Origin of the sequence: Psychrobacter glaciei (assembly GCF_014652895.1) — a bacterium.
In the GTDB taxonomy this organism is placed as follows: Bacteria; Pseudomonadota; Gammaproteobacteria; order Pseudomonadales; family Moraxellaceae; genus Psychrobacter; species Psychrobacter glaciei.
In genome coordinates this window covers 48,591-69,233 of record NZ_BMZR01000009.1, presented here as the reverse complement: position 1 = coordinate 69,233, position 20,643 = coordinate 48,591, and the positions used below count along the sequence as shown (strand labels likewise).

Annotated in this window: 20 protein-coding genes; 10 read left to right on the top strand and 10 right to left on the bottom strand. The window is 40.3% G+C overall.

Annotated elements, in window-relative coordinates:
- Positions 1 to 47: 47 nt before the first annotated feature.
- Entirely contained in the window at positions 48 to 1,286 is a 1,239-nt protein-coding gene (locus IE130_RS13460) for a sensor histidine kinase (protein WP_308430277.1), read from the top strand.
- Between the two features lie 69 nt (positions 1,287 to 1,355).
- On the opposite strand, the gene IE130_RS13455 is transcribed toward IE130_RS13460, so the two are convergent.
- From IE130_RS13455 to IE130_RS13445, 3 genes are all read right to left on the bottom strand, one after another.
- Positions 1,356 to 1,733: a phosphatidylglycerol lysyltransferase domain-containing protein gene (locus tag IE130_RS13455; protein ID WP_189586896.1), complete on the bottom strand. Its 378-nt coding sequence runs from the start codon at positions 1,731 to 1,733 to the stop codon at positions 1,356 to 1,358.
- Between the two features lie 23 nt (positions 1,734 to 1,756).
- On the bottom strand, positions 1,757 to 2,575 hold the full coding sequence (locus tag IE130_RS13450; protein WP_264997275.1) for a COG4705 family protein: 819 nt from the start codon (positions 2,573 to 2,575) through the stop codon (positions 1,757 to 1,759).
- A gap of 215 nt (positions 2,576 to 2,790) precedes the next feature.
- Positions 2,791 to 3,771: a CorA family divalent cation transporter gene (locus IE130_RS13445; RefSeq protein WP_189586894.1), complete on the bottom strand. Its 981-nt coding sequence runs from the start codon at positions 3,769 to 3,771 to the stop codon at positions 2,791 to 2,793.
- 274 nt (positions 3,772 to 4,045) lie between these two features.
- Here IE130_RS13445 and IE130_RS13440 point away from each other — a divergent pair, with 274 nt between their 5' ends.
- The 7 genes from IE130_RS13440 (at position 4,046) to IE130_RS13410 (ending at position 10,574) form a co-directional block, all read left to right on the top strand.
- Complete coding sequence (locus IE130_RS13440; protein ID WP_189586893.1) at positions 4,046 to 4,639, top strand: PepSY domain-containing protein; 594 nt, start codon at positions 4,046 to 4,048, stop codon at positions 4,637 to 4,639.
- Between the two features lie 451 nt (positions 4,640 to 5,090).
- Positions 5,091 to 5,564: a diacylglycerol kinase gene (locus IE130_RS13435; protein WP_189586891.1), complete on the top strand. Its 474-nt coding sequence runs from the start codon at positions 5,091 to 5,093 to the stop codon at positions 5,562 to 5,564.
- A gap of 44 nt (positions 5,565 to 5,608) precedes the next feature.
- Positions 5,609 to 6,334, top strand: a complete 726-nt coding sequence (locus IE130_RS13430; RefSeq protein ID WP_189586889.1) for a PAP2 family lipid A phosphatase — start codon at positions 5,609 to 5,611, stop codon at positions 6,332 to 6,334.
- Between the two features lie 209 nt (positions 6,335 to 6,543).
- Positions 6,544 to 7,143, top strand: a complete 600-nt coding sequence (locus tag IE130_RS13425; RefSeq protein WP_189586887.1) for a PepSY domain-containing protein — start codon at positions 6,544 to 6,546, stop codon at positions 7,141 to 7,143.
- A 149-nt stretch (positions 7,144 to 7,292) separates the two neighbouring features.
- A complete protein-coding gene (locus IE130_RS13420; RefSeq protein ID WP_189586885.1) occupies positions 7,293 to 7,952 on the top strand; it encodes a response regulator in 660 nt (219 codons plus the stop codon).
- A 52-nt stretch (positions 7,953 to 8,004) separates the two neighbouring features.
- Positions 8,005 to 9,645, top strand: coding sequence for a sensor histidine kinase (locus IE130_RS13415; RefSeq protein WP_189586882.1), 1,641 nt, complete (start codon positions 8,005 to 8,007; stop codon positions 9,643 to 9,645).
- Positions 9,646 to 9,773: 128 nt separating this feature from the next.
- On the top strand, positions 9,774 to 10,574 hold the full coding sequence (locus IE130_RS13410; RefSeq protein ID WP_189586880.1) for a COG4705 family protein: 801 nt from the start codon (positions 9,774 to 9,776) through the stop codon (positions 10,572 to 10,574).
- 512 nt (positions 10,575 to 11,086) lie between these two features.
- Here the strand turns inward: IE130_RS13410 and IE130_RS13405 are convergent.
- Entirely contained in the window at positions 11,087 to 11,449 is a 363-nt protein-coding gene (locus IE130_RS13405; RefSeq protein WP_189586878.1) for a hypothetical protein, read from the bottom strand.
- A 35-nt stretch (positions 11,450 to 11,484) separates the two neighbouring features.
- On the opposite strand from IE130_RS13405, the gene IE130_RS13400 reads away from it, so the two are divergent.
- Positions 11,485 to 12,285, top strand: a complete 801-nt coding sequence (locus tag IE130_RS13400) for an SIR2 family NAD-dependent protein deacylase (protein WP_189586876.1) — start codon at positions 11,485 to 11,487, stop codon at positions 12,283 to 12,285.
- Between the two features lie 88 nt (positions 12,286 to 12,373).
- On the opposite strand, the gene IE130_RS13395 is transcribed toward IE130_RS13400, so the two are convergent.
- The 4 genes from IE130_RS13395 to IE130_RS13380 form a co-directional block, all read right to left on the bottom strand.
- Positions 12,374 to 13,372: an adenosine deaminase gene (locus IE130_RS13395; RefSeq protein WP_189586874.1), complete on the bottom strand. Its 999-nt coding sequence runs from the start codon at positions 13,370 to 13,372 to the stop codon at positions 12,374 to 12,376.
- Positions 13,373 to 13,573: 201 nt separating this feature from the next.
- The gene (locus tag IE130_RS13390) at positions 13,574 to 14,098 is read right to left on the bottom strand and encodes a TPM domain-containing protein (RefSeq protein WP_189586872.1); all 525 of its coding nucleotides are present in this window, start codon (positions 14,096 to 14,098) and stop codon (positions 13,574 to 13,576) included.
- Between the two features lie 118 nt (positions 14,099 to 14,216).
- The gene (locus tag IE130_RS13385) at positions 14,217 to 15,422 is read right to left on the bottom strand and encodes a TPM domain-containing protein (RefSeq protein ID WP_189586870.1); all 1,206 of its coding nucleotides are present in this window, start codon (positions 15,420 to 15,422) and stop codon (positions 14,217 to 14,219) included.
- A gap of 141 nt (positions 15,423 to 15,563) precedes the next feature.
- Positions 15,564 to 16,196, bottom strand: a complete 633-nt coding sequence (locus IE130_RS13380) for a LemA family protein (RefSeq protein WP_189586868.1) — start codon at positions 16,194 to 16,196, stop codon at positions 15,564 to 15,566.
- A 1,014-nt stretch (positions 16,197 to 17,210) separates the two neighbouring features.
- Between IE130_RS13380 and IE130_RS13375 the strand changes: the two genes are divergently transcribed.
- Positions 17,211 to 18,758, top strand: coding sequence for an alanine/glycine:cation symporter family protein (locus IE130_RS13375; RefSeq protein WP_010196574.1), 1,548 nt, complete (start codon positions 17,211 to 17,213; stop codon positions 18,756 to 18,758).
- A 216-nt stretch (positions 18,759 to 18,974) separates the two neighbouring features.
- Here the strand turns inward: IE130_RS13375 and IE130_RS13370 are convergent, their stop codons facing one another.
- Both IE130_RS13370 and IE130_RS13365 read right to left on the bottom strand, forming a co-directional pair.
- Positions 18,975 to 19,586 carry a fasciclin domain-containing protein gene (locus IE130_RS13370; protein ID WP_189586866.1) on the bottom strand — a complete coding sequence of 204 codons (612 nt, stop codon included), beginning with the start codon at positions 19,584 to 19,586 and terminating at the stop codon, positions 18,975 to 18,977.
- Between the two features lie 404 nt (positions 19,587 to 19,990).
- Entirely contained in the window at positions 19,991 to 20,545 is a 555-nt protein-coding gene (locus IE130_RS13365) for a fasciclin domain-containing protein (protein ID WP_189586864.1), read from the bottom strand.
- Between the last annotated feature and the right edge of the window lie 98 nt (positions 20,546 to 20,643).

Below are 20,643 nucleotides of genomic sequence, written 5' to 3'. Positions count from 1 at the left end.
TGCTTTGCTCTGTATTTATTAGCATTTATGTATATGCTGAGACTAGAATGGAACAAGAACTAGTTAAAGCGGGTTTGTTACAACAATTAGAGCTTAGTCAAGAAAAACGGGGCGAGCAACCTATTTACACTGTAGATCCAGGTATTAAAATCTATAGTTACGATTACGCCCCTGATGATTTAAAAACTTTGGCGACTGAGACCGTTAAAGATATAAATGTAACTGTCGCTACAGATGATGGATACACTGAGTCTGAAATGTTCTTTTTTAATTATAAGCAAGGTAAGCAGAATTATATTTTGACCTATTTAGAAGATGACGAGATGGTAATGGAAAACTATCCTGTTTTGGCAATTTTTGAACAACTAGAGGATACGTTCTCTAACGCATTGAACGCGGCTATTATTCTAAGTTTACTTATTGCTGTTATATTCTCTCAACTATCCTCTAGGCAGATTACTAAGCCTTTATTAGACTTAAAAAGTGCGGTAGAAAACGACCATCAGAATTTAACTGAGTTGACTCATTTACCATCGGAAGTCGGTGTGTTAGCCCGTGCTATTGACGATAAAAACCATAAGCTTGAGCAGTATCTTAAACGTGAGCAGTTATTTACGGGTGATGTCAGTCACGAACTACGTACTCCTTTAACAATCATTATGGGCGCGTCAGAAGTACTAGCTTCTCAATTAGAAAGCGATAATCGTTTGAGCGAGTTCACCGACCGTATTAGCACTACGGCCAAGGAAACTTCTGAAATTATTAGTGCGCTATTATTACTTTCGCGTGCTCCTGAAAAACTAGATGCTCCGAGAACTTCTATCAACAGCATTGCTTTAAGTGAAGTAGACCGCTTAAAGTACTTACTACGTTATAAAACGGTGAACTATACCGTAGCCGCTGAACAAGAGCATTTCGCATACGTGCGACCTGAACTACTAAAAATGGCGTTAGGCAATCTAATTAAAAATGCCTTTCAATATACAGATGATGGTGAAGTAAGAGTCACTATTGATGATAAAAAGGTAACCGTTACAGATACCGGTTTAGGTATTCCTGAAGCTATGATGCCTCTGCTCTATGAAAGGTTTGAGCGTCTGGAACAAAAGAGCAATAATAAGCCTTTGGCTACTGCATCTGCCTCAAAGGAATATGCAAGCTATAAGGTTGAGGGTACTGGGTTGGGCCTTAGCATCGTACAACGCATAATGACGCACATGGGCTGGCAACTTACTCATCATAACAATCCTACTGGTGGCAGTACCTTTAGTATTTATTATAAATAAAGTGGATAGTGCTGCAATTACGCTCAAACGCTATTAATAAATAGTGCTGTACAATGATATTAATTAACTTCAATTCCTTACCAAACTACTAAGACCACCTGATATGAGTAAGGTTGTATCTGTTAAGCCTTTAATCGGTTTCATACCCGCTCTAAGTCCCGTTTCGATGCCTATATAGCGTGGCTCCCAATCAGGATTGAATTTTTCTTTAAAATGACGCAGTCCCGTAAAATTATAATAAGTTTGACCATACTTGGTAACAGTATTAGTAACATAGCGCCATTTTGGTCCGATAACGTCAGCTTCTACTGCAGTCTCTACGTGTTGGCCATCTACTTCATCTTGGTTCATAGCTTCTAGAACTTTACCTTTTAAGTGATTATCTTTTAAATCATTACTGTCTGTCACAGATTCAGTCGTTGCTTCAAGTCCAGTAAAGGGTGCCATACCCAAACTAAATTGTTAACTTATTAGTTCCTACTTATCCTTCCGCTTTTTTTATATGTCTCATAACCTACCAGACCCACAATCATTAGTAAAAATACAACGCTTATGCTAGTGACGCCTAGATCCAGCCCTCCATTCTTGATCGGTTGTGATAACCAATCACCAAGTGCAGCTCCCAAGGGGCGTGTCAAAATGTAAGCCAACCAAAAGCATAATACGGCGTTTAACTTAAGCACGTAAAACCCTCCGGTAATGAGTGCTATTCCTATCGCAAATATCAATGTAGAGTTTTGATAGCCAATGCTAAGCCCTTCTGCAAACCAATCTCCTGCGGCAGTTCCGAGCGCAAAAGTAGCCAAAATAGCTGTCCAATAGAATAATTCACGAGCAAAGGTATCAATATGATGAATGGATAGAGTTTTTTCTCGTGCGTACCAAATAGCGAAGACTACCGCCAGTATTATGCTAAAACCTATTGTGGAATAAGATAATGGGATGCCAAGGTTGTCTGTCATATTATCGGTAATCAGTGTCCCTAAGATACTGACAAACACTACCGTTAGCCAGTATTTCCACGGTATATAGTCTTTGGCTTTTAGCTGTATCACTAATACGATTGAAAACAGTACGGTCATGATAAGAGAAGTGACTGGCAAGCCTAGCTTAAAGTTAAAGATCATAAAGTCGGCAGCTGTTTCACCTACTGTGGTTGACATCATTTTTATCAGCCAAAACACTAAAGTGATTTGTGGCACTTTATTGAACATGTTGGCATACTTTGATGACTTTGATGACTTGGATAGGCTGTTTTCTGATACGAGTAGTTGAGGAGAGATAGACATGAGTGCTTTCCTTTTTAGAGTAGTTGGGAGATAGCACTGTATTTGCTACATCCTTAACCTATAGTAATTACTCAGCTATTAAGAAAGTGTTAAGACCTCATCAGTTACCTCTTAATTTAAATATATCTTCGTTAATTAAATTATTACCTCTTATTAAGCCTTCCCTACGTCATATTTGCATATCTCAAAATATAAAAAGCTAGACTACGACTGATTTAAAACCATTTCTTACGTTTAAAATACACAACGATGGCCATAATCAATATTGCCATTACACCCCATAAGGCAAAGTAACCCTCCTTCCATTTTAACTCAGGCATGTACTCAAAATTCATGCCATAAACGCCTACCAAAAAGGTTAATGGTATAAATACCACTGACATTAAGGTCAAGGTACGCATGATTTCATTCAAACGATGGCCCTGAATTGAGAATATCAGATTGGTTTTACTATCAAGCTCAAACAACTCAAAATCAATTTCATCAATCAAATTGTTGGCTTGCTCTTTTAGCTCTGTAAAATACTTGCTGTCCATAGGAATGATATTAATCGTTTTCAGTTTTACAATAGTATTACGCAAGCTTAGCGTCGCTTTCTTAAAATTCAACATGCGACGTTTTTGCTCCTCAACCTTTTCAGTGAAATAAGGTGTTGGATTAATATTCGTCACCTTTATAGAGTCACTGTCAGCATTCAATAATTTTTCAAACGTTTCCTCATAGTTTGCTATCAGTGATTCAATCAAAAGAAAAATTAAGTAATCGACTCTTTTGCTTCGAACTTGCCCTTTACCTTGAATCAAGCGATCACGAATCCACTGGAAATGGTCGTCAATACTCTCTTGCAAACTCCATAACATATTTGACGATACAACAAAAATCAGTTGTTCATTATTTAGATTTTTATCGTCAGTTTTCAGCACCTTCAAGGCGATAAATAATACGTTATCGAGTTCAATAACCTTATTGGCATGCTCATCATCTTGCAGTAATTTAATTAAGAAGTCATCAAACTGGTTTTGGATAACTACTTGTTCCATCTCATCTAATTCACTCAATCCATAGGTATTGAGCCAAAAAACTTCATCTCCATGAGGCTCAAAGTTCAAAATCAAGATATCTTCGCAAGGTACTATTGACACTTTTGAAGGTGAATAAGTAATAAGTGTGGTGTTTCGTAAGAACTTTTCTGACATCCTTTCCTCCTATAGACACTCCTTTAATCAAAACTTAGCAAGCCTAGTATCTAGAACGAATATTAGCTGTGTTAAACGTTTAATAGTCTTTTAACAATGATTTAACTCAAAAAACTAAGCGATAGTTATTATATTTCACTCGCTAATTAAACTCTTATTTCCCGCTAAGTTTCTCCTATGTCATCTCTTGTATCATAGACTCATACCCAAAAGGTAGCTGTCAAAACCACTTATGATTTTATCAGAAATTAATTGAATACAAAGGATAACTATTATGAAAAACTTATCAACGCTAACCAAATCAGCAATCATCGCCCTTACTATTGCAGGCGTAGGTGCAACCGCTATAGCCGCCCCTGCTACCAATACCAAAGCGGTAACTGGATCAAGTGAAGCCGTTAGTGCTATGCAAAGTAAGATCAGCTTAACGCAGGCAATCGATATAGCCAAACAAAATGCTAAAGGTGATTTGGTCAGCGCAGAGTTTGATTATGACGACGAAGATGATGACAACAGTGCCACAACAGGTGAGTACGAAGTCGAATTCATCTCTAACGGTACGGCTTACGAGATCAAGATTGATGCCAATACTGGTAAAGTCATCGAGACTGATGAAGAAAAGTTAGACAAAAAGGACATGGCTGAATACAGCGCGCTGATGCAAGCCAAAGTGACGCTAACTAGTGCTATGCAAAAAGCCACTCAAAGCGTAAATGGTCAAGTAATCGGTGTTGAGTTCGAGCTTGAAAAAGGCCAAGCTCTATATGACATCGAAGTTGTCAAAGACAATCAGATATATGATGTGAGTATAGACGCCAATACTGGCAAGATTTTAATCAGCCAAGTTGATATGGAGGAGGAGGATTAATAGTTTATCGAACTAGTTTTAGACCAATACGCATTTAACAAGACGTAAATTAGCCGACACCTTAGAGCGTTAAGGAGTCAGCTAATTTGATGACAAGCATCTCATTATTACGAAAGTTACCAAAATTTTATGGTATCTCAGCTAATTATAAATTTTGAAAAGTGTTGCTCTTAACGTTTTCTTAACAACCATAAGCTCATACTGATACCCAAGTGCTAACCAGTGCCCTTCTCCTACACTGGGATCATTACAATAATAATTAAATCGATGATTGCACTTTTTATTCGCATCTCAATTTTGACAAGCAGCAGTAGCTGATACCGTAGTAAAACTAGGTATCAGCTACTGCTTTTTAGTTTGTGAAATTTACCTTAACGCGATCTTAACATGCACTGTCATATCATTAAGACCTGCCAGCTATTCTAATCTTAATAAACACTAAGCTATCGATATGAATAATTCCAAGACTACTGCTCTGAGCCACGAACATAAAAATCTTGATTATAAAAATCAGCCCGTATCTGATGGTACTTTTATAGCGGATAGTTTTGCAAATGAGGTTAAAGGTAAAAAAGGGTTAGCTCGTATTGTTAAAGCTACGGGGTATTCTATAGATGGTTTTAAAGCGGCTTATAAGTATGAGGCCGCATTTAGACAAGTTATATGGCTTAATCTTGTACTTTTCACTGTCATCGTATTTATGCCTTTTGGAGTTATTCTAAAAATGGTGCTTGTGGTTGCTTCATTCTTATCCCTGATTGTGGAGCTTATTAATACGGGAATAGAGGCAAGTATCGATCATACCTCAACCAAACAGCATCCATTAGCGAAGATAGCCAAAGATGTCGGTTCTGCTGCGCAATTTTTAGCACTGTTGCTACTTTTTGTTTTATGGTTGATGGCGTTATCCAGTCTTTCATACTGAATAGTGCTTATGCTTTTTTGCGATTTGATCAATAAGGCGTTTCGATGACTCTAGACAATAACTTCTCTCATTGGATGTGGCTCAAGCTATTTTGCTTAACAATCATTGCGACTTTGACATTTGAGCATAGCCAATTTGATATTCGTATCAGTGAGTTTTTTTATAATAATGGTCAGTGGCTTATAGAAAAAAGCGCTCAGCCTTATGCTTTTATTTTTTACGACGGCCCTAAAGCGCTATTAATTTTATCAGCTATCTATCTATTAACCATATTACTTGTCAAATATAAACGTCTTGCAAAGAGACCCTTTATCACCAATCATAGTAATCTGAATAAATATATTGTACCTTTCTCAATTCGTGAGATAAGTTACTTACTGATTATTCTTATTGCAGTACCTAGTACTATCGCACTATTAAAAGGGGTCACACATGTTAGTTGCCCTAATCATTTAACCTTGTTCGGTGGGGATCTACCCTATCTTAATCTTTGGCAAAGCATGCTCGCTAAAACCGATGCAAAATGCTTCCCAGCGGCTCATGCTAGCGCAGGATTTTCTTTATATGGTTTAGTATTTATACCTGCTCTTTATAAGTATCGCTACAGAATATTTGAAACCGTAACCGTATTAGGTTGGTCAATGGGACTCTACAAAATGATGTTTGGTGATCATTTCTTTAGTCATACTTTAGTATCAATGCTGCTTTCACTAACGATAGTTTGTGCGCTTGCTAGCGTGTTTTTCAAAAGAAAAACTAATGTCAAATAAAATAATCATGCTTTAGACAATCATCGTCACACCGATTACTATTAGGATTAAACCACCTAAAGCTTCTGCCTATAATTTATAGGTTTTTTTACCTGTAAGTTTTAACATCTAATCAAACGCTTATTCTACGCTAAGCTTCTCCTATGTCTTCTTTTGTATGATGGATTCATATCGACACTTCTGACAACTTTGATAATAAGTCGTCAGACATGAACCTTAAATACGGAGTAAACACGATAAAAAAACTATCAACCCTCAGCAAATCCCTACTTATTGCTCTTAGCGTTCTAGGTATTGGTACGCTCGCTGTTGCCTCAGGTCAAATACCTGCTATTTCAGGCGCAAAGACGAGTGACGCAGTCGCAATAGCACAGAGTAAAATCAGTCTAGAGCAAGCCGTCGCTATTGCACAAAAAACAGTCGAAGGAGACTTAATCAGTGCTGAGTTTGACCAAAACGACTATATGGAAGGTGGTGAGTATGAAATCGAGCTTATCGATAGTGGCATGGAGCATAAAGTAAAAGTTGATGCCAGTAGCGGCAAAGTCCTAAAATCTAAGCAGGGAAAAATGGATCAAGACGATTTAGCAGAATATAACGCTATGAGGCAAGCTCAGAAAACCCTAACCCAAGCCATGCAAAAAGCAACGCAAAGTGTTGGTGGCAAAATTACTGAAGCAGAGTTTGATTTTGATAACGGTATACCCGCTTACGAGATTGAAATAGCTAAAGGGATGGACATACATAAACTAATAATTGATAGCACGAATGGTCAGGTTATCAGCAGTCAGTTAGACGATGATGATTAATATTTTAAAACTTGGTTGAATATAGCTTAACAACGGCTCTACTCTGTACACTTGTATTGATTAGAGCTTTTTAGTTTAAAGACACTATAAAAATTTTCACTATAGATAAATATTTTTTAATCCTAATAGCCACACAATAAGGGCATCTAATGAGAGTATTAGTAGTCGAAGATGATTTAATGATTGGCGAAAGTCTATGTGAAGCTTTACAGGATGAGGCATATACGGTTGATTGGGTCAAAGATGGTCGCCAAGCCATACTGACATTAAGGGTGCAACCTTATGACATCGTTTTATTAGATTTGGGCTTGCCAGAGGTTGATGGTATGGGCGTGTTGACCGCTATTCGTGATGCTAAAATTGAAACGCCAGTATTAATATTAACTGCACGTGATCAACTAAGAGATAGAGTGGCAGGTCTAGACTCAGGGGCTGATGATTATGTCGTTAAGCCTTTTGAGCTAGCAGAAGTCTTTGCACGCATGAGAGTGCTTATTCGCCGTGCTCAAGGCAAGGCTGATAATCAAGTAACCGTTGGCAATTTAAGTTTAGATACCGCACACAAACGGGTCATGATGGATGGCCGCCCTATAGATTTGACCGCCAAAGAGTACATGCTCCTGATCACCTTCATGCTATCGCCTGAAAAAGTCATGTCCAAAAATGAGCTTGAAGATTCTCTATATGGCTGGGGCGGTGAAGTTGAGAGTAACGCCATTGAGTTTTTGATTCATAGTTTACGCAAAAAGGTCGGACAAGATAGAATCAAAAATATTCGTGGCCTTGGCTGGTATATCAGCAATACCTAACTTTAAATGAATAACTCAAAACACTCGCTATTATCTATAAAAGTTAAATGCTATGCCTAAATTCCGTAAGCTCTTTAACTCATTACAGTTCCAACTTATCTTTTGGTCTGTTGTGTCATTCTTGCTACTGGCAATAGTGGCTGGCGGTTATGGATTTTGGTACAGCTATAACGAGATAAATGACTTTCAAGATGATAACTTAAAAAATACTGCCGCCTTATTGGAGCAGTCGCTCAATATTAGCGGTTTAAATAGTAATGCAGCTGCTTTAGACAATGAAGAGCATACCAGCAGTAACATCCATTTTGATACCGATGACGATGATGGTGCGATCACCGTTGATATCGTCATACTCTCCGCCTCACTCAGTAACGGGGTACAAGATTATCAGAATGATAAAAGCGATGACGAGCATGATTACTCAGAACCTATATCGCTGGCATTAGTAGATAGCATTCCACAAGGAATAAGCGATCAAGATATTGACGGCCATTCTTGGCGAACTTATAGAAATGATGTCAAGATTCAGTCTTTAGATACTGATGAAGAAGTGGCGCTAATCTTACGCCAGCAGACAGATTTACAGGATGATTTAGCCAAAGCCAGTGCCTTGCAATCTTTTTTACCCCTTATTATCGGTATAGCATTATTATTGCTTTTACTCCCTTTTATCATGTGGCGAATGATGAAACCTGTGCGCCAATTACACTATGAGATAAGCGCACGTAATGAGAATGACCTAAGTCCTTTATCGATTGGTAGACTGCCCTCTGAGTTGCTGCCACTAGCAGAATCCCTAAATAGGTTATTAGCCTTAGTGAAGATTAGTATAGAGCGTCAACAACGTTTTATCGCTGATGCTGCTCACGAACTGCGCTCGCCGCTCACTGCTATCTCATTACAGCTACAACGATTGCAGCGTATTAGTAATAATAATGTTATGTCGGAAGGTCTTGATAAACTGGCTATTCGCTTGAAACGTAATCAAAGTTTGGTTGAGCAATTATTGACGCTTGCTAAAGCTGGCAATATCAATACAGTGCTCGATCATGAAGAAACCCCCACCAGCGTTAAATTTATTATCGAACAAGTCATAGGATTACTCATTCCTATTGCTGATAATAAAAATATCGAGCTAAGTCTTGATATGCAGTCTAATAATAAAGTAAATATGGACGAGACGTCGTTATTGATCCTGATCAAAAACCTTATTCAAAACGCCATTATTTACACGCCAGCTGGTGGTCAAGTCATGGTTAAACTATATCAACTTGAGCAAGACCTAGACAAATCAGATAAATTAGCTCTAAATACTCAATACAATTTTGGCTCACATGTAATTCAATCTGGAAAACCAAACAATTTTAACAAGGTCAAAGATAACAGACTAGTGTTACAAGTAGTGGACTCAGGTGCAGGCATTGATTCTAGTGACTATGGGAATGCTTTTGAACCCTTTGTACGGCTTAACCAGTTGGCAGGTACTATTGATCAATTCAGCGATACTATAAGCGCTCCAAGATCAGATAGCGCCAGTAAGCAATCACAGGAAATAGAAGGTACAGGACTTGGGCTCTCTATCGTCAAGTCAATCTGTGAGCAGGCAGGTATCGATGTTTTTATGAATGACTCTACTTCTGAAATTTTAAACTTAAATGGTAATCAAGGACTTTGTATCACGCTAGTCTTCTAAACTTATACATAGAAATTTTAATAGCTTTAATTGGCTATATCTTCACGTTTTCTTAACACCTCTATTGATAATTTAGTGACGTCTACAACGTAACATTAAATTTGCTTCTCAATAGAGTGAATCCACCTATGAATACAACCTTGAACACTCAATATTCACCCACTGGTTTTAGTAATGATCCAGTGCTAAACGCTTTGTCCAAAGTTCCGGAAGTTACCCTACTTTTTTGGATAATTAAAATCGCTGCTACGACACTAGGTGAAACGGCAGGCGACGCTTTATCAATGTCGCTAAACCTAGGCTACATTGTCAGTACTGGTATATTCGCTGTATTGTTTGCTATAGCAGTAGCCACCCAAATCAAAGCTAACTCCTTTAATAAATGGTTATATTGGACCACCATTATAGCGACGACGACCTTAGGTACAACGATAGCGGATTACGTGACTAGGTCATTAGGCATTGGCTACGCTGGCGGGTCAGCGCTGCTGGTAGCTCTACTTGGGGTATGCCTAATTATGTGGCAGAAAACGATGGGAAGTATCGCTGTCGATAGCATTAGTAAACCTAAGGCGGAAGTGTTTTATTGGACGACCATCATGTTTTCACAAACATTAGGTACCGCACTTGGTGACTGGGTAGCAGACACTAAAGGCATGGGCTATACAACGAGTGCTATCATTTTTGGCTCTTTACTAGCGCTTATCGCTTTGATGCATTTTGGCACTAAAATATCTAAAACGCTTCTATTCTGGATTGCCTTTGTCTTGACTCGCCCTTTAGGAGCAGTCTTAGGCGATTTCTTAGATAAGCCGCTTGATCATGGCGGTCTTGCACTTAGTCGTTTTGGAGCTTCGGCAGCACTATTAGTTTTCATCATTGCCTGCTTATTAGTTTTTAAGCAGCGTGCTAGTGCTAGGGCTCACTGATAGTTTTTAAAAAGTTAAGTACGAAATATGTACATTAAAACCATAAATAATGTCTAAATTTTATACTTAACTAGTGACCAAAATTGATATTCATGTTGCTATAAACTCCTTTAAAATACGCTAAACGTCATACCGATCAATCCTTTATATCCCTTTAGTTATATAGTATGGTAGGTTATTTTACATTAACGCTGTTTAACAAAATATGGTGGTTCTAGCCTCCGAAGCCGAGGGTCGTGGGTTCGATTCCCGCCGAGCGCACCAATTATGATGTTTACAACCTCGCTCCATCACTTCCTTACCTTAGCACTGCCCTAAACTATTCATACTCATCAAACCTACACTTCAAGATATTTGCGGCCTTTCTGTGCCCGTATACTTCTGAGGCTCTCACCTGTAGTCGGTTCGGTATAATTTGGATACAAGGAAGCCGAGTGAAAATACTATAAATAGTAGACTGAGCGAGACTGACACCGTACCCAATTTATAGAGAATTGGCTATATAGCAAAATTTACTCCGCCTCTTGTAGATTTGCAGTCAGTTGGTCACGGCTGGGGACTCTGTGGTAATTAATCACTGGTATCTCACCTAGACGGCGCTGACTTGCAGCAATCTTCTTATCAATCGTAATCATCGCGACTTTCTTGCCTTGTTTGCTAACGAGTAAATGATTTGCCTTACGTGTGACTCGATAATCAGGAAAGTACTGCTTTAATAGCGCTGTTGTTTTTTGCAGAGCATCATTAGGTGTGGCATTTTTTGATTTTGCGCCACTATGTTTTTCTCCTACTTTTGCCCCGCGCGATTTTGCCGCGAACCATAAGGCTGCGATGACAGCGAACAATATGACAAGCCACCAAATTCCGTCTATCATAAGAAAAAATATCCATTATTAGCAAGGGTTGGCTCATGTTAGCAGAATTATCACCAGCGTTAATAGCAGAAGTAAAACTTGCGGCAAAACTGTTGGCAGCGAAACAGCATATTTGCATTTTGACTGGCGCTGGCATTTCAGCAGAAAGTGGTATCCCGACGTTCCGAGACAAGCAGACAGGATTGTGGGAGAACTACGGAGTCGAAGACTTAGCCACCCCTGAAGCGTTCACTCGTGATCCAAAGCTGGTGTGGTCATGGTATCAATGGCGCAGACAGCTGGTAGCAGATAAAGCGCCAAATCCAGCACATCATGCTTTGGCTCAGTGGCAATACCATGCGCAAACTTCCGATCAGCAAGTGACTCTCATCACTCAAAATGTCGATGATTTGCATGAGCAAGCTGGTAGCTCGGTGACTCATTTACACGGTCATCTGTGGCGCAACCGCTGTGGTCAATGTCAGACACCCTCTCAAGATCAACCAAGAACTTCATACGATAACCGAAACACCATGAGCTTCGATGAGGCACTGCTGACCTGCCCGCATTGTGGTGGCTATATCCGACCGGATATTGTTTGGTTTGGAGAAGCCTTACCCATACAAGCATGGCAGATTGCAGAAGAAGCAGCGGCTAATTGCGAGGTATTTATCAGTATTGGCACATCAAGTCTTGTTTACCCTGCCGCAGGTCTCGCACAGCTAGCCAAGCAAAATGGTGCCAAGATTATAGAGATAAACCCCGACCCGACGCCAAACACCATCGTTGATATCACTTTAGCAGAAAAGGCTGGTGTGATACTGCCGCTGCTTATAGAAGAAATTACTGCTTTATAGGTATGGGTATAAAATGAACAATAAAAAAGGCTTAACGATTGATATCAACCATTAAGCCTTCACTACTAAAAAATAAACGCATTAAAGCTTATTTCAACGCAAGATCAACCTTCGCTAAGTAGGATTCTTTTAACTCATCACTGATAAATGAGGAGTTAAAAGAGTTCTTTACTAAAGTAACAACATCGTCTTCCGTTAGCGGTAAGTTTTCGCATATATTTATAAAGTTCTGATTCATATAGCCTTTGAAATATGCTGGATCGTCTGAATTGACACTAATATTTAAACCATAATCCAGCAGCGCTTTGATATTGTGTTCTTTATAGTTTTCAAAGACCTTGAGTTCGATATTTGAGTTCGGACAAACTGTCAGCGGCATTTGCTCGTCTTTGAGCCTTTGCATCAATTCTGGGCTTTTTATAGACTGCACACCATGATCGATTCTATTAATCTCTAATAAATCCAGAGCTTCATATATATACGAAAAATCTGCCTCTTCGCCTGCATGAGCGACCAGCTTAAAGCCTTCTTCTTTGGCTTTTTTGAATACTTCTTTAAATTTCGATGGCGGATTGCCCAATTCTGATGAATCAAGACCAACACCGATGATATCATTTTTGAACGCCAATGCTTGCTCTAACGTTTCAAACGCCTCTTCTTGTGATAAATGTCTTAAGAAGCACATAATGATGCAAGACGTAATACCATACTTTTCTTTAGCATCTACGAGCGCTTCTTTGATACCAGTGATTACAGCTTCAAAAGACACACCACGTTCGGTATGCGTCTGTGGGTCAAAAAATATTTCTGTGTGAATGACGTTGTCTTCAACACATTTAAGAATATATTCCCACGTCAAATCATAAAAATCATCTTTTGTGAGCAGGACATTGGCACCCGCATAGTAGATATCTAAAAAGGTCTGCAAGTTGGTGAAGTTATAAGCATTGCGTACATCTTCTATGTCTGTATAAGGAATCTCTACTTGGTTTTTTTTCGCCAATCTAAACATCAGCTCAGGTTCTAGCGAGCCTTCAATATGTAGATGAAGTTCCGCTTTTGGTAGTTTCTTTATTAACTCAATCATAGTGTTCCAGTAATGGTTTTTGATAAAGGCTTTTTTTCTGAGGATTGCTCTCTATAAATGCGTCTGGCTATAGATGTGTTTGGAAGCGCCCTCTTGTTTAAAAGTCTATTATATTTGGATTTCGCCTAGAACCCTATAGATTAAGATCAAAACGTTCTACCTTATTATAAGCATCACTTCATAAATGCTACTTCATAAACGCTATTTCAAAAACACCACCGTATCGGACAGCTCATTACCTGCTGGGTTATTCTCAAGATGATAGTACTGACGCAATACCTGTCCAACTTCGTCTAATAATTCAGCTAAGCTCTCTTCAGTGTTTTTATTTGCGATGCCCGACACGGCTTTTTCACACATTGCCCGCCAGACTGTGGGGCTCACATGAGCGCTGATACCGCGATCCGCGACTATCTCTAATTGGTGCTCACAGATATTGACATAAACCAAGACACCCGTGTTTTCTTCGGTGTCCCACACGCGATACTCGCTAAATAAATCCACCGCACGCTCGCGACAGTCGATATGATAAGCATCCTGAGTCGGCAGGTGGTTTTCTATAATTAAAAACACTTCTCCACGATGGCCACGCTCTGCGCTAGTGACCTCATCTGTCAAACGGGCTTTGGCTTCTGCTGTCAGCCATTTGCTGTGCAGCAAAGGAACAAATAGGACTTGACGCCACCAGCGGGCAAAACTGGCTTTTGGAGCATTGTTTTCTGACATTTAATTGTTTCCTCACAGACATCATTTTTGCAGGTTGTTTGCGTTTTTTACTGCGGCTTCATTTGCTTGGTTTTTACTAACAAATTTTTAATAGTTACTTACAATTTTTAATAGTTACTTACCATGAGCCACCAGCACCGCCACCGCCAAATCCACCACCGCCGCCACCAAAGCCGCCGCCGCCGAAACCCCCACCGCCAAAGCCGCCACCACTTCCGCCACCCATACCGGGTAAGAAAATCATACCGCCGCGTCGTCTGCCACCTTTACCGCCGCCACCTTTGCCACCACCGCCGCCGCGTGAGATCAAAAACAGCCATATAAATATCGCCATAATCAATGTCATAAAGAACCCGCCGCCCAGTGCCAGCGAGCCAGCAAAAAACCCACTTGCGGTAATGATAGAGCCAAATACTCGGCCTAAAATATTGGTAATAAAACTACCAAATATCATTGCCATAATAAATAAGAAAATAGGTGATGGTAGCTCATCTGAGCCTTGTTGAACGTTACGCTCCGCAGCTTGAGCATCGGCACGGGCCAATACGTCAGGATCAGCAGTCAGACGCGTTTTAAATGCATCAACACCTGCTAGTATCCCTGCGCCATAGTTGTTTTGCTTAAACAATGGTGTGATGTCTTCACGAATGATACGGTTAACCGCAGCATCTGGTAGCACACCCTCTAGCCCATAACCCGTTAGGACATACATATCACGGTCATTGACCGCCACGACAATCAGCAAACCATCATCGATATCTTTATCACCCAACTGCCATTTCTCTGCAACCTGCAAAGCATAGTCAAAGATAGGCAAACCATTGGTAGTCGGAACAATGACGACAGCTGCCTGCGCCAAACCTTGTTGATAGATACTTCTGAGCTGCGCCTCTAAGCGCTGCTTTTCTTGCGGGTTTAAAATATTGGCTTGGTCAATAACAGGGCTGTTTAATATGAGCTTGTCCGCATCGACACTTTCAGCATTTGATTGGACAGGCGGCTTAGTAGGCGCTCGTGTTTCTGCTGACTTTTCACTATTAACTGCTTCATTGCTTGCGGCATTAGGGTTGATCGCATCGTTGCCCAGTATGGCTTCGTTAATTGCCTCGTTACCCAATACCGTATCATTTATGGCTTCGTTGGAATCGCCTGCTTTGGCAATGGCCACCAGATCCTCGACACTGCGGTTTTGCAGATTCGAAGGGCTGTTTGAGCCACTATCGGTAGCCACTGCCGTATCATTAGGTGCCGCATACAGCACTGGTGCACTGCTGATGCTCAGTGTGAATAGTAATACTGATAAGATTGCTTTTGAATGATTCATCTAATCTATACCACCTCAAATGACGTCTGTGCTGAATGAATGGCGACTACTGCAATAACTATGAGCTTCGTTTATCTTTTAAGCATCAAGCCTTATTATGCATCGTACTTTTTGTGCACCGTATTTTTTATGCATTGTACTTTACTGAGCAGCTGCTGCATCGTCGTCGCCAAAATCAACACTGGGTGCTGTTGAAATGGCTTCTTCGTTGGCTACTGTAAAGTTTGGCTTGGTATCTAGACCAAATACTTTGGCAGTGATATTGGTTGGAAATTGACGCACCGTCGTATTATAGCTTTGTACTTCTTGAATATAGCGGTTACGAGCAACGGCGATACGGTTTTCCGTGCCTTCTAGCTGTGCTTGCAAATCTTGGAACAAGGCATCTGATTTTAGCTCAGGATAGCGCTCAGAGACAGCCATTAGACGCGATAAAGCGCCAGTCATCTGCTCTTGCGCAGCCGCATAACGCTCCATCGCTTCAGGGTCGTTGAGCACCTCAGGAGTCACGGTGATACCACCAGCACGTGAGCGCGCTTCAGCAACTTGGGTAAACACCTCTTGCTCTTGCTCTGCGTATTGCTGTACAACTTTGACCAAGTTTGGCACTAGGTCTGAGCGGCGTTGGTATTGGTTGACTACTTCTGACCACGAAGCCGTTACCTGCTCATCTTGTGCTTGCAGATTGTTATAGCCACAACCCGTCAAACCAACGGTAGAAGTCGCTAATACTGCTGATAGTAACATGGGTTTTACAATGGATTTACGCGTCATCGTTGTCTCTCCTAATAATGATAAATAACAAATACCTAGTAACACGTTTTTTTACAGCTGATATAACCACTTGTTCAACCATCCTGTACGTCTATTTATCCAGTCCATCAACTGCTACTTTATTCAATAGAATGATAGTCGTCAGTAACGGTTACATTTTATAGCCTACAAGACATTCTGCCAATAATGGCGATATAACCCACTTTTTACAATTCATCGTTACCAAAACACAACCGCCACGCCTAATCATATTGGCATTTATACTTGCTTACACTATGGTTATATTTATCCAAAAGCTTAATTATGTTGACTAATAAACCATTTCGCTTTGAACTGCGGGTAAAACAATAATGTAGCAGTTACAAAACTCCTTTGTTTCATCGCTATTTATTGTGGGGTCTGTCGTCTCAAACATCGAGATATCCTGCTACTCTTAAAGAAATTTCTAGTAATTGTGCCAAAAATATGGCAAATTGCAGTTACGTAGCCGTACGGTTTGAATACATTTGGTAGTGGACTTATCGTTTGTTTAGTATTAGAGGATTACGAACGTCTGGTTAACTCTGTTCAAGGATCGCCAAAGCCTCAACTTACAAATCGACAAGCTTTTACCAGTGTAGCCAATCGATACGACTCATAGCAAGTTGAATGCTATCGCTTTACTGATAAGTATTTAATTATATAACCGCCTGTTTTATCCGCTGGTCCATTTATAACAGCTATTGCGTCGATGACGTAATGACTGGATGTACCGCATAATGAAGACAGCAAAGGATTGCAACTGCAGCTCATTTTGAAATTGACTCTGATGAGCGGTATACACATGGTCAGTGTTGCGAATAGGCCAAGCGGATAAATACAGACAACTACAGTCCATTCTGAGTGGCTAAGTACATATAAGACTTAACGAGATGTGTAAGTCTATGCAGGCAAACTAAGTGAGCCACTAGAGCAATTGGTTGACGCCGGTATTAGTATTAATAGCCACTTTGAGACAGTATTAGGAATATACATATGGAAGGTTTAGTCAATTTAGTAAACGGAATTATCTGGAGCCCTGCACTGATCTATCTGTGTCTGGGTGCGGGTCTGTTTTATTCCATTATGACGCGCTTCGTACAAGTACGTCTATTCGGTGAAATGATCAAATTACTATTCACCGGTAAATCTAGCGCACAAGGTATTTCATCATTTCAGGCACTTGCCGTCTCACTCGCAGGACGCGTGGGTATGGGTAACATCGCTGGGGTAGCTGCTGCTATCGGCTTCGGTGGTCCAGGTGCAGTATTTTGGATGTGGGTTGTGGCCTTCTTAGGGGCATCTACTGCCTACGTCGAGTCTACCCTTGCACAGATTTACAAAGAAAAAGATGTGATTACTGGCGAATATCGCGGTGGCCCTGCTTATTACTTTGAGCGTGCCCTTGGTCAAAAATGGTACGGTATTCTCTTCGCCATCGCCTCTATTTTAGCTTGCGGTATGTTCTTACCAGGCGTACAGGCAAACGGTGTTATCAGTGCATTTGCACAGGTGATGGGTGAAGGTACTATCATGAACGTCGGAGGCCTAGAAGTTGGCTCTATGCGTTTAGTGGCACTAGGTATCATTCTAGTCGTTCTAGGTATCATCATCTTTGGTGGTATTAAGCGTATTGCAACTTTTACCGAGTTTGCTGTACCTTTTATGGCACTAGGTTATATCGTTTTAGCCTTAATTATTATGTTCTCTAACGTCAGCTTGATCCCAGATGTATTTGGGATGATCATTGGTGATGCATTCACTGCCCAAGCAGGTTTCGGTGCTGCTATTGGTTGGGGTGTAAAACGTGGTATTTACTCTAACGAAGCTGGACAAGGTACTGGCCCTCACGCTGCTGCTGCTGCTGAAGTTGAGCATCCATCACAGCAAGGTTTAGTACAGGCATTCTCAGTATATGTCGATACGTTGCTAGTCTGTTCTGCTACCGCCTTTATGATTTTATCTACAGGCATGTATAACATTCAAGGTACGCTTCCAGATGGTCAGTTCATCGTACAGAATGTTGCAGCTGGTGTTGAGATTAACTCACCTGCCTTTACGCAAATGGCAATGGAATCTGTCTATGGCACCTATGGTAATACCTTTATTGCCATCGCAGTATTCTTCTTTGCCTTTACTACGATTTTGGCTTACTACTACATCGCTGAAGTAAACGTGGCTTACTTGACTCGCTTCCTCGGTCGCGGTGCCAATAAAACTGGTCTATTCTTAGTCAAAATTCTAATCATGGTGATGGTTGCCTACGGTGGCTTGAATTCAGCTGGTTATATCTGGGCTATTGGTGATATTGGTGTTGGTCTCATGGCTTGGCTCAATATTGTTGGTATCTTGGTCATCTTCATTGTGGCTCGTCCAACACTGACTATGCTAAAAGATTATGAAGCTCAGCGTAAAGCTGGCGTGAAACGCTATAGTTTTGATCCTGCCAAATTTGGTATCAAAAACGCACCGTATTGGGAAGAGCGTCATCTAGCTGAACAAAAAAGAATGAACGCAGATCCACTACGTAAAGACAACGTATAATATTCTTTAGTTTGGTACTGCTACATCCTACTCATTGCGTATAAAAAGCCCGAGACTATTGTCTCGGGCTTTTTTGTGCCGATATTCTTATAGATCGTCGTAAAAAATACCAAGATAAATATATTGGCACAAAAAAGCCCAGCTCAATGGCTAGGCTCTTTCAGTATTATCTATACGTCAACTACTGATAAGTCATGACCAGTAGTCTGTAAAAAATTACTCAGGCATTAATACCGCATCGATAGTGTGTACCACACCATTGGTTGCCATGATGTCAGTACCAGTGATGTTAGCCGTTCCACCAGTAGCATCTGTAATGACGTTAGCATCGCTAATAGAAATCGTTGCGCCGTTAGCGGTTTTGATATCAGTAGCGTAAGGGATATCAGCAGCTTTAACTTCCATAGGTACTACATGGTAAGGAAGTACTTTCTTAAGTAAATCAGTGTTAGCCAATAACTCTTCTTTAGTCACGCCTAGCTTCTCTAGTACTGGAGCAAAAGCATCGTCAGTTGGGGCAAATACTGTGTATTTGGTATCTTCCATCAACATAGTATCAAGACCAGCGGCTTGAAGCGCTGCTGTAAGGATAGTTAGGTTCTCATTGCCTGCCGCTATTTCAGCGATAGTCTGTGTAGCTTCCATGTCCATGTCAGTCATTGGCTCTGCTTCAACCATTGGATCAGCTTCAGCAACTGGCTCAACTGCCATTTCTTCGGTGGTAACTTCAGGCTCAACTGGATCAGTAGCGGCTTCTTTGTCACTACAAGCGGCTAGTGACATGGCGGCTGTAACTACGGCGATAGATAGTAAGTTTTTCTTTAACATAGGTATTTCCTTGTAGATAATTAATTAAATAATGTGATTAACAAATATTCATTTTAAATAAAGATAAAAGTGACTGATATCTTGCAGACAGTACCGACTACTTATTATCCAGTCCTGATATCAAATTCGCTATATCGATAACTATAATTCTAACGGTTTAATTTTTAATTGGTACTTACTTAGGTAGCAACACTGTATCAATCACGTGTACGCTGTTGTTAACTTTTATTCTAGCTATGGCGTATTAGCAATATAACTGCTGATACGCTATTTTGAAGTAGCACTATTTGACATGCTATATATCTAAAAACGCCATTATCTGATTATTGACTCATACAGATAACGGCTGTTATTGGTTCGATCTCTACCTCATAGAAAGTAGAGATATCAGGTTTTGGTTATTCTTATTTAGGTAACAATACTTTATCGATCACATGTACCACACCATTGTTGGCAGCGATGTCAGTTTTCAAGATGTTAGCTGTGCGGCCATTTTCATCCATCAACTTACCTTCTTTAGTTACCATCAAGGTATCTTTGCTGGCTGTCATGACATTACCAGGCTTAACGTCTTTAGCGTACATGGCCATATCACCACTCACGACGTGATAACCTAATACCTTGGTTAACAAAGGCTTGTTGGCGAACAACTGCGCTTTGGTCATACCTGTTTCTTGTAATGCTTGCATAAAGGCAGCATTGGTCGGTGCAAATACGGTGTAATGAGCATTAGGATCAGACAACATGCCTGCTAGGCCTGCTGCTTGTACTGCTTCTACTAACACTGAAAAATCAGGATTGCTTTGCGCCACTTGTACGACATTCATTTTTGCCATAGATTGGCTGTGCATTGGCGCTTTCATATCCGCGCTTTTGCTTGGCATCATATTATTACAAGCGCTTAGGCCTGCGATTGAAAGAGCAAGTGTACCGATAGTAGCAATTTTAGTAATTTTCATAATATATCCCTTAATGATTGAATCATTCTTGATTATTGTATTACTGACTTACAGAGTAGATAATTGGCTTTAGAATGTGTTGATTGCGCTATTGATAA

Excerpts from the sequence above, each read along its gene's own strand:
- IE130_RS13445 (WP_189586894.1), bottom strand. The coding sequence starts at position 3,771 with ATGTCAGAAAAGTTCTTACGAAACACCACACTTATTACTTATTCACCT.
- IE130_RS13420 (WP_189586885.1), top strand. The coding sequence starts at position 7,293 with ATGAGAGTATTAGTAGTCGAAGATGATTTAATGATTGGCGAAAGTCTA.
- IE130_RS13405 (WP_189586878.1), bottom strand. The coding sequence starts at position 11,449 with ATGATAGACGGAATTTGGTGGCTTGTCATATTGTTCGCTGTCATCGCA.
- IE130_RS13455 (WP_189586896.1), bottom strand. The coding sequence starts at position 1,733 with ATGGCACCCTTTACTGGACTTGAAGCAACGACTGAATCTGTGACAGAC.
- IE130_RS13365 (WP_189586864.1), bottom strand. The coding sequence starts at position 20,545 with ATGAAAATTACTAAAATTGCTACTATCGGTACACTTGCTCTTTCAATC.
- IE130_RS13375 (WP_010196574.1), top strand. The coding sequence starts at position 17,211 with ATGGAAGGTTTAGTCAATTTAGTAAACGGAATTATCTGGAGCCCTGCA.
- IE130_RS13370 (WP_189586866.1), bottom strand. The coding sequence starts at position 19,586 with ATGTTAAAGAAAAACTTACTATCTATCGCCGTAGTTACAGCCGCCATG.
- IE130_RS13410 (WP_189586880.1), top strand. The coding sequence starts at position 9,774 with ATGAATACAACCTTGAACACTCAATATTCACCCACTGGTTTTAGTAAT.
- IE130_RS13385 (WP_189586870.1), bottom strand. The coding sequence starts at position 15,422 with ATGAATCATTCAAAAGCAATCTTATCAGTATTACTATTCACACTGAGC.
- IE130_RS13395 (WP_189586874.1), bottom strand. The coding sequence starts at position 13,372 with ATGATTGAGTTAATAAAGAAACTACCAAAAGCGGAACTTCATCTACAT.
- IE130_RS13400 (WP_189586876.1), top strand. The coding sequence starts at position 11,485 with ATGTTAGCAGAATTATCACCAGCGTTAATAGCAGAAGTAAAACTTGCG.
- IE130_RS13415 (WP_189586882.1), top strand. The coding sequence starts at position 8,005 with ATGCCTAAATTCCGTAAGCTCTTTAACTCATTACAGTTCCAACTTATC.
- IE130_RS13380 (WP_189586868.1), bottom strand. The coding sequence starts at position 16,196 with ATGACGCGTAAATCCATTGTAAAACCCATGTTACTATCAGCAGTATTA.
- IE130_RS13460 (WP_308430277.1), top strand. The coding sequence starts at position 48 with ATGGAACAAGAACTAGTTAAAGCGGGTTTGTTACAACAATTAGAGCTT.
- IE130_RS13425 (WP_189586887.1), top strand. The coding sequence starts at position 6,544 with ATGAACCTTAAATACGGAGTAAACACGATAAAAAAACTATCAACCCTC.
- IE130_RS13450 (WP_264997275.1), bottom strand. The coding sequence starts at position 2,575 with ATGTCTATCTCTCCTCAACTACTCGTATCAGAAAACAGCCTATCCAAG.
- IE130_RS13390 (WP_189586872.1), bottom strand. The coding sequence starts at position 14,098 with ATGTCAGAAAACAATGCTCCAAAAGCCAGTTTTGCCCGCTGGTGGCGT.
- IE130_RS13435 (WP_189586891.1), top strand. The coding sequence starts at position 5,091 with ATGAATAATTCCAAGACTACTGCTCTGAGCCACGAACATAAAAATCTT.
- IE130_RS13430 (WP_189586889.1), top strand. The coding sequence starts at position 5,609 with ATGACTCTAGACAATAACTTCTCTCATTGGATGTGGCTCAAGCTATTT.
- IE130_RS13440 (WP_189586893.1), top strand. The coding sequence starts at position 4,046 with ATGAAAAACTTATCAACGCTAACCAAATCAGCAATCATCGCCCTTACT.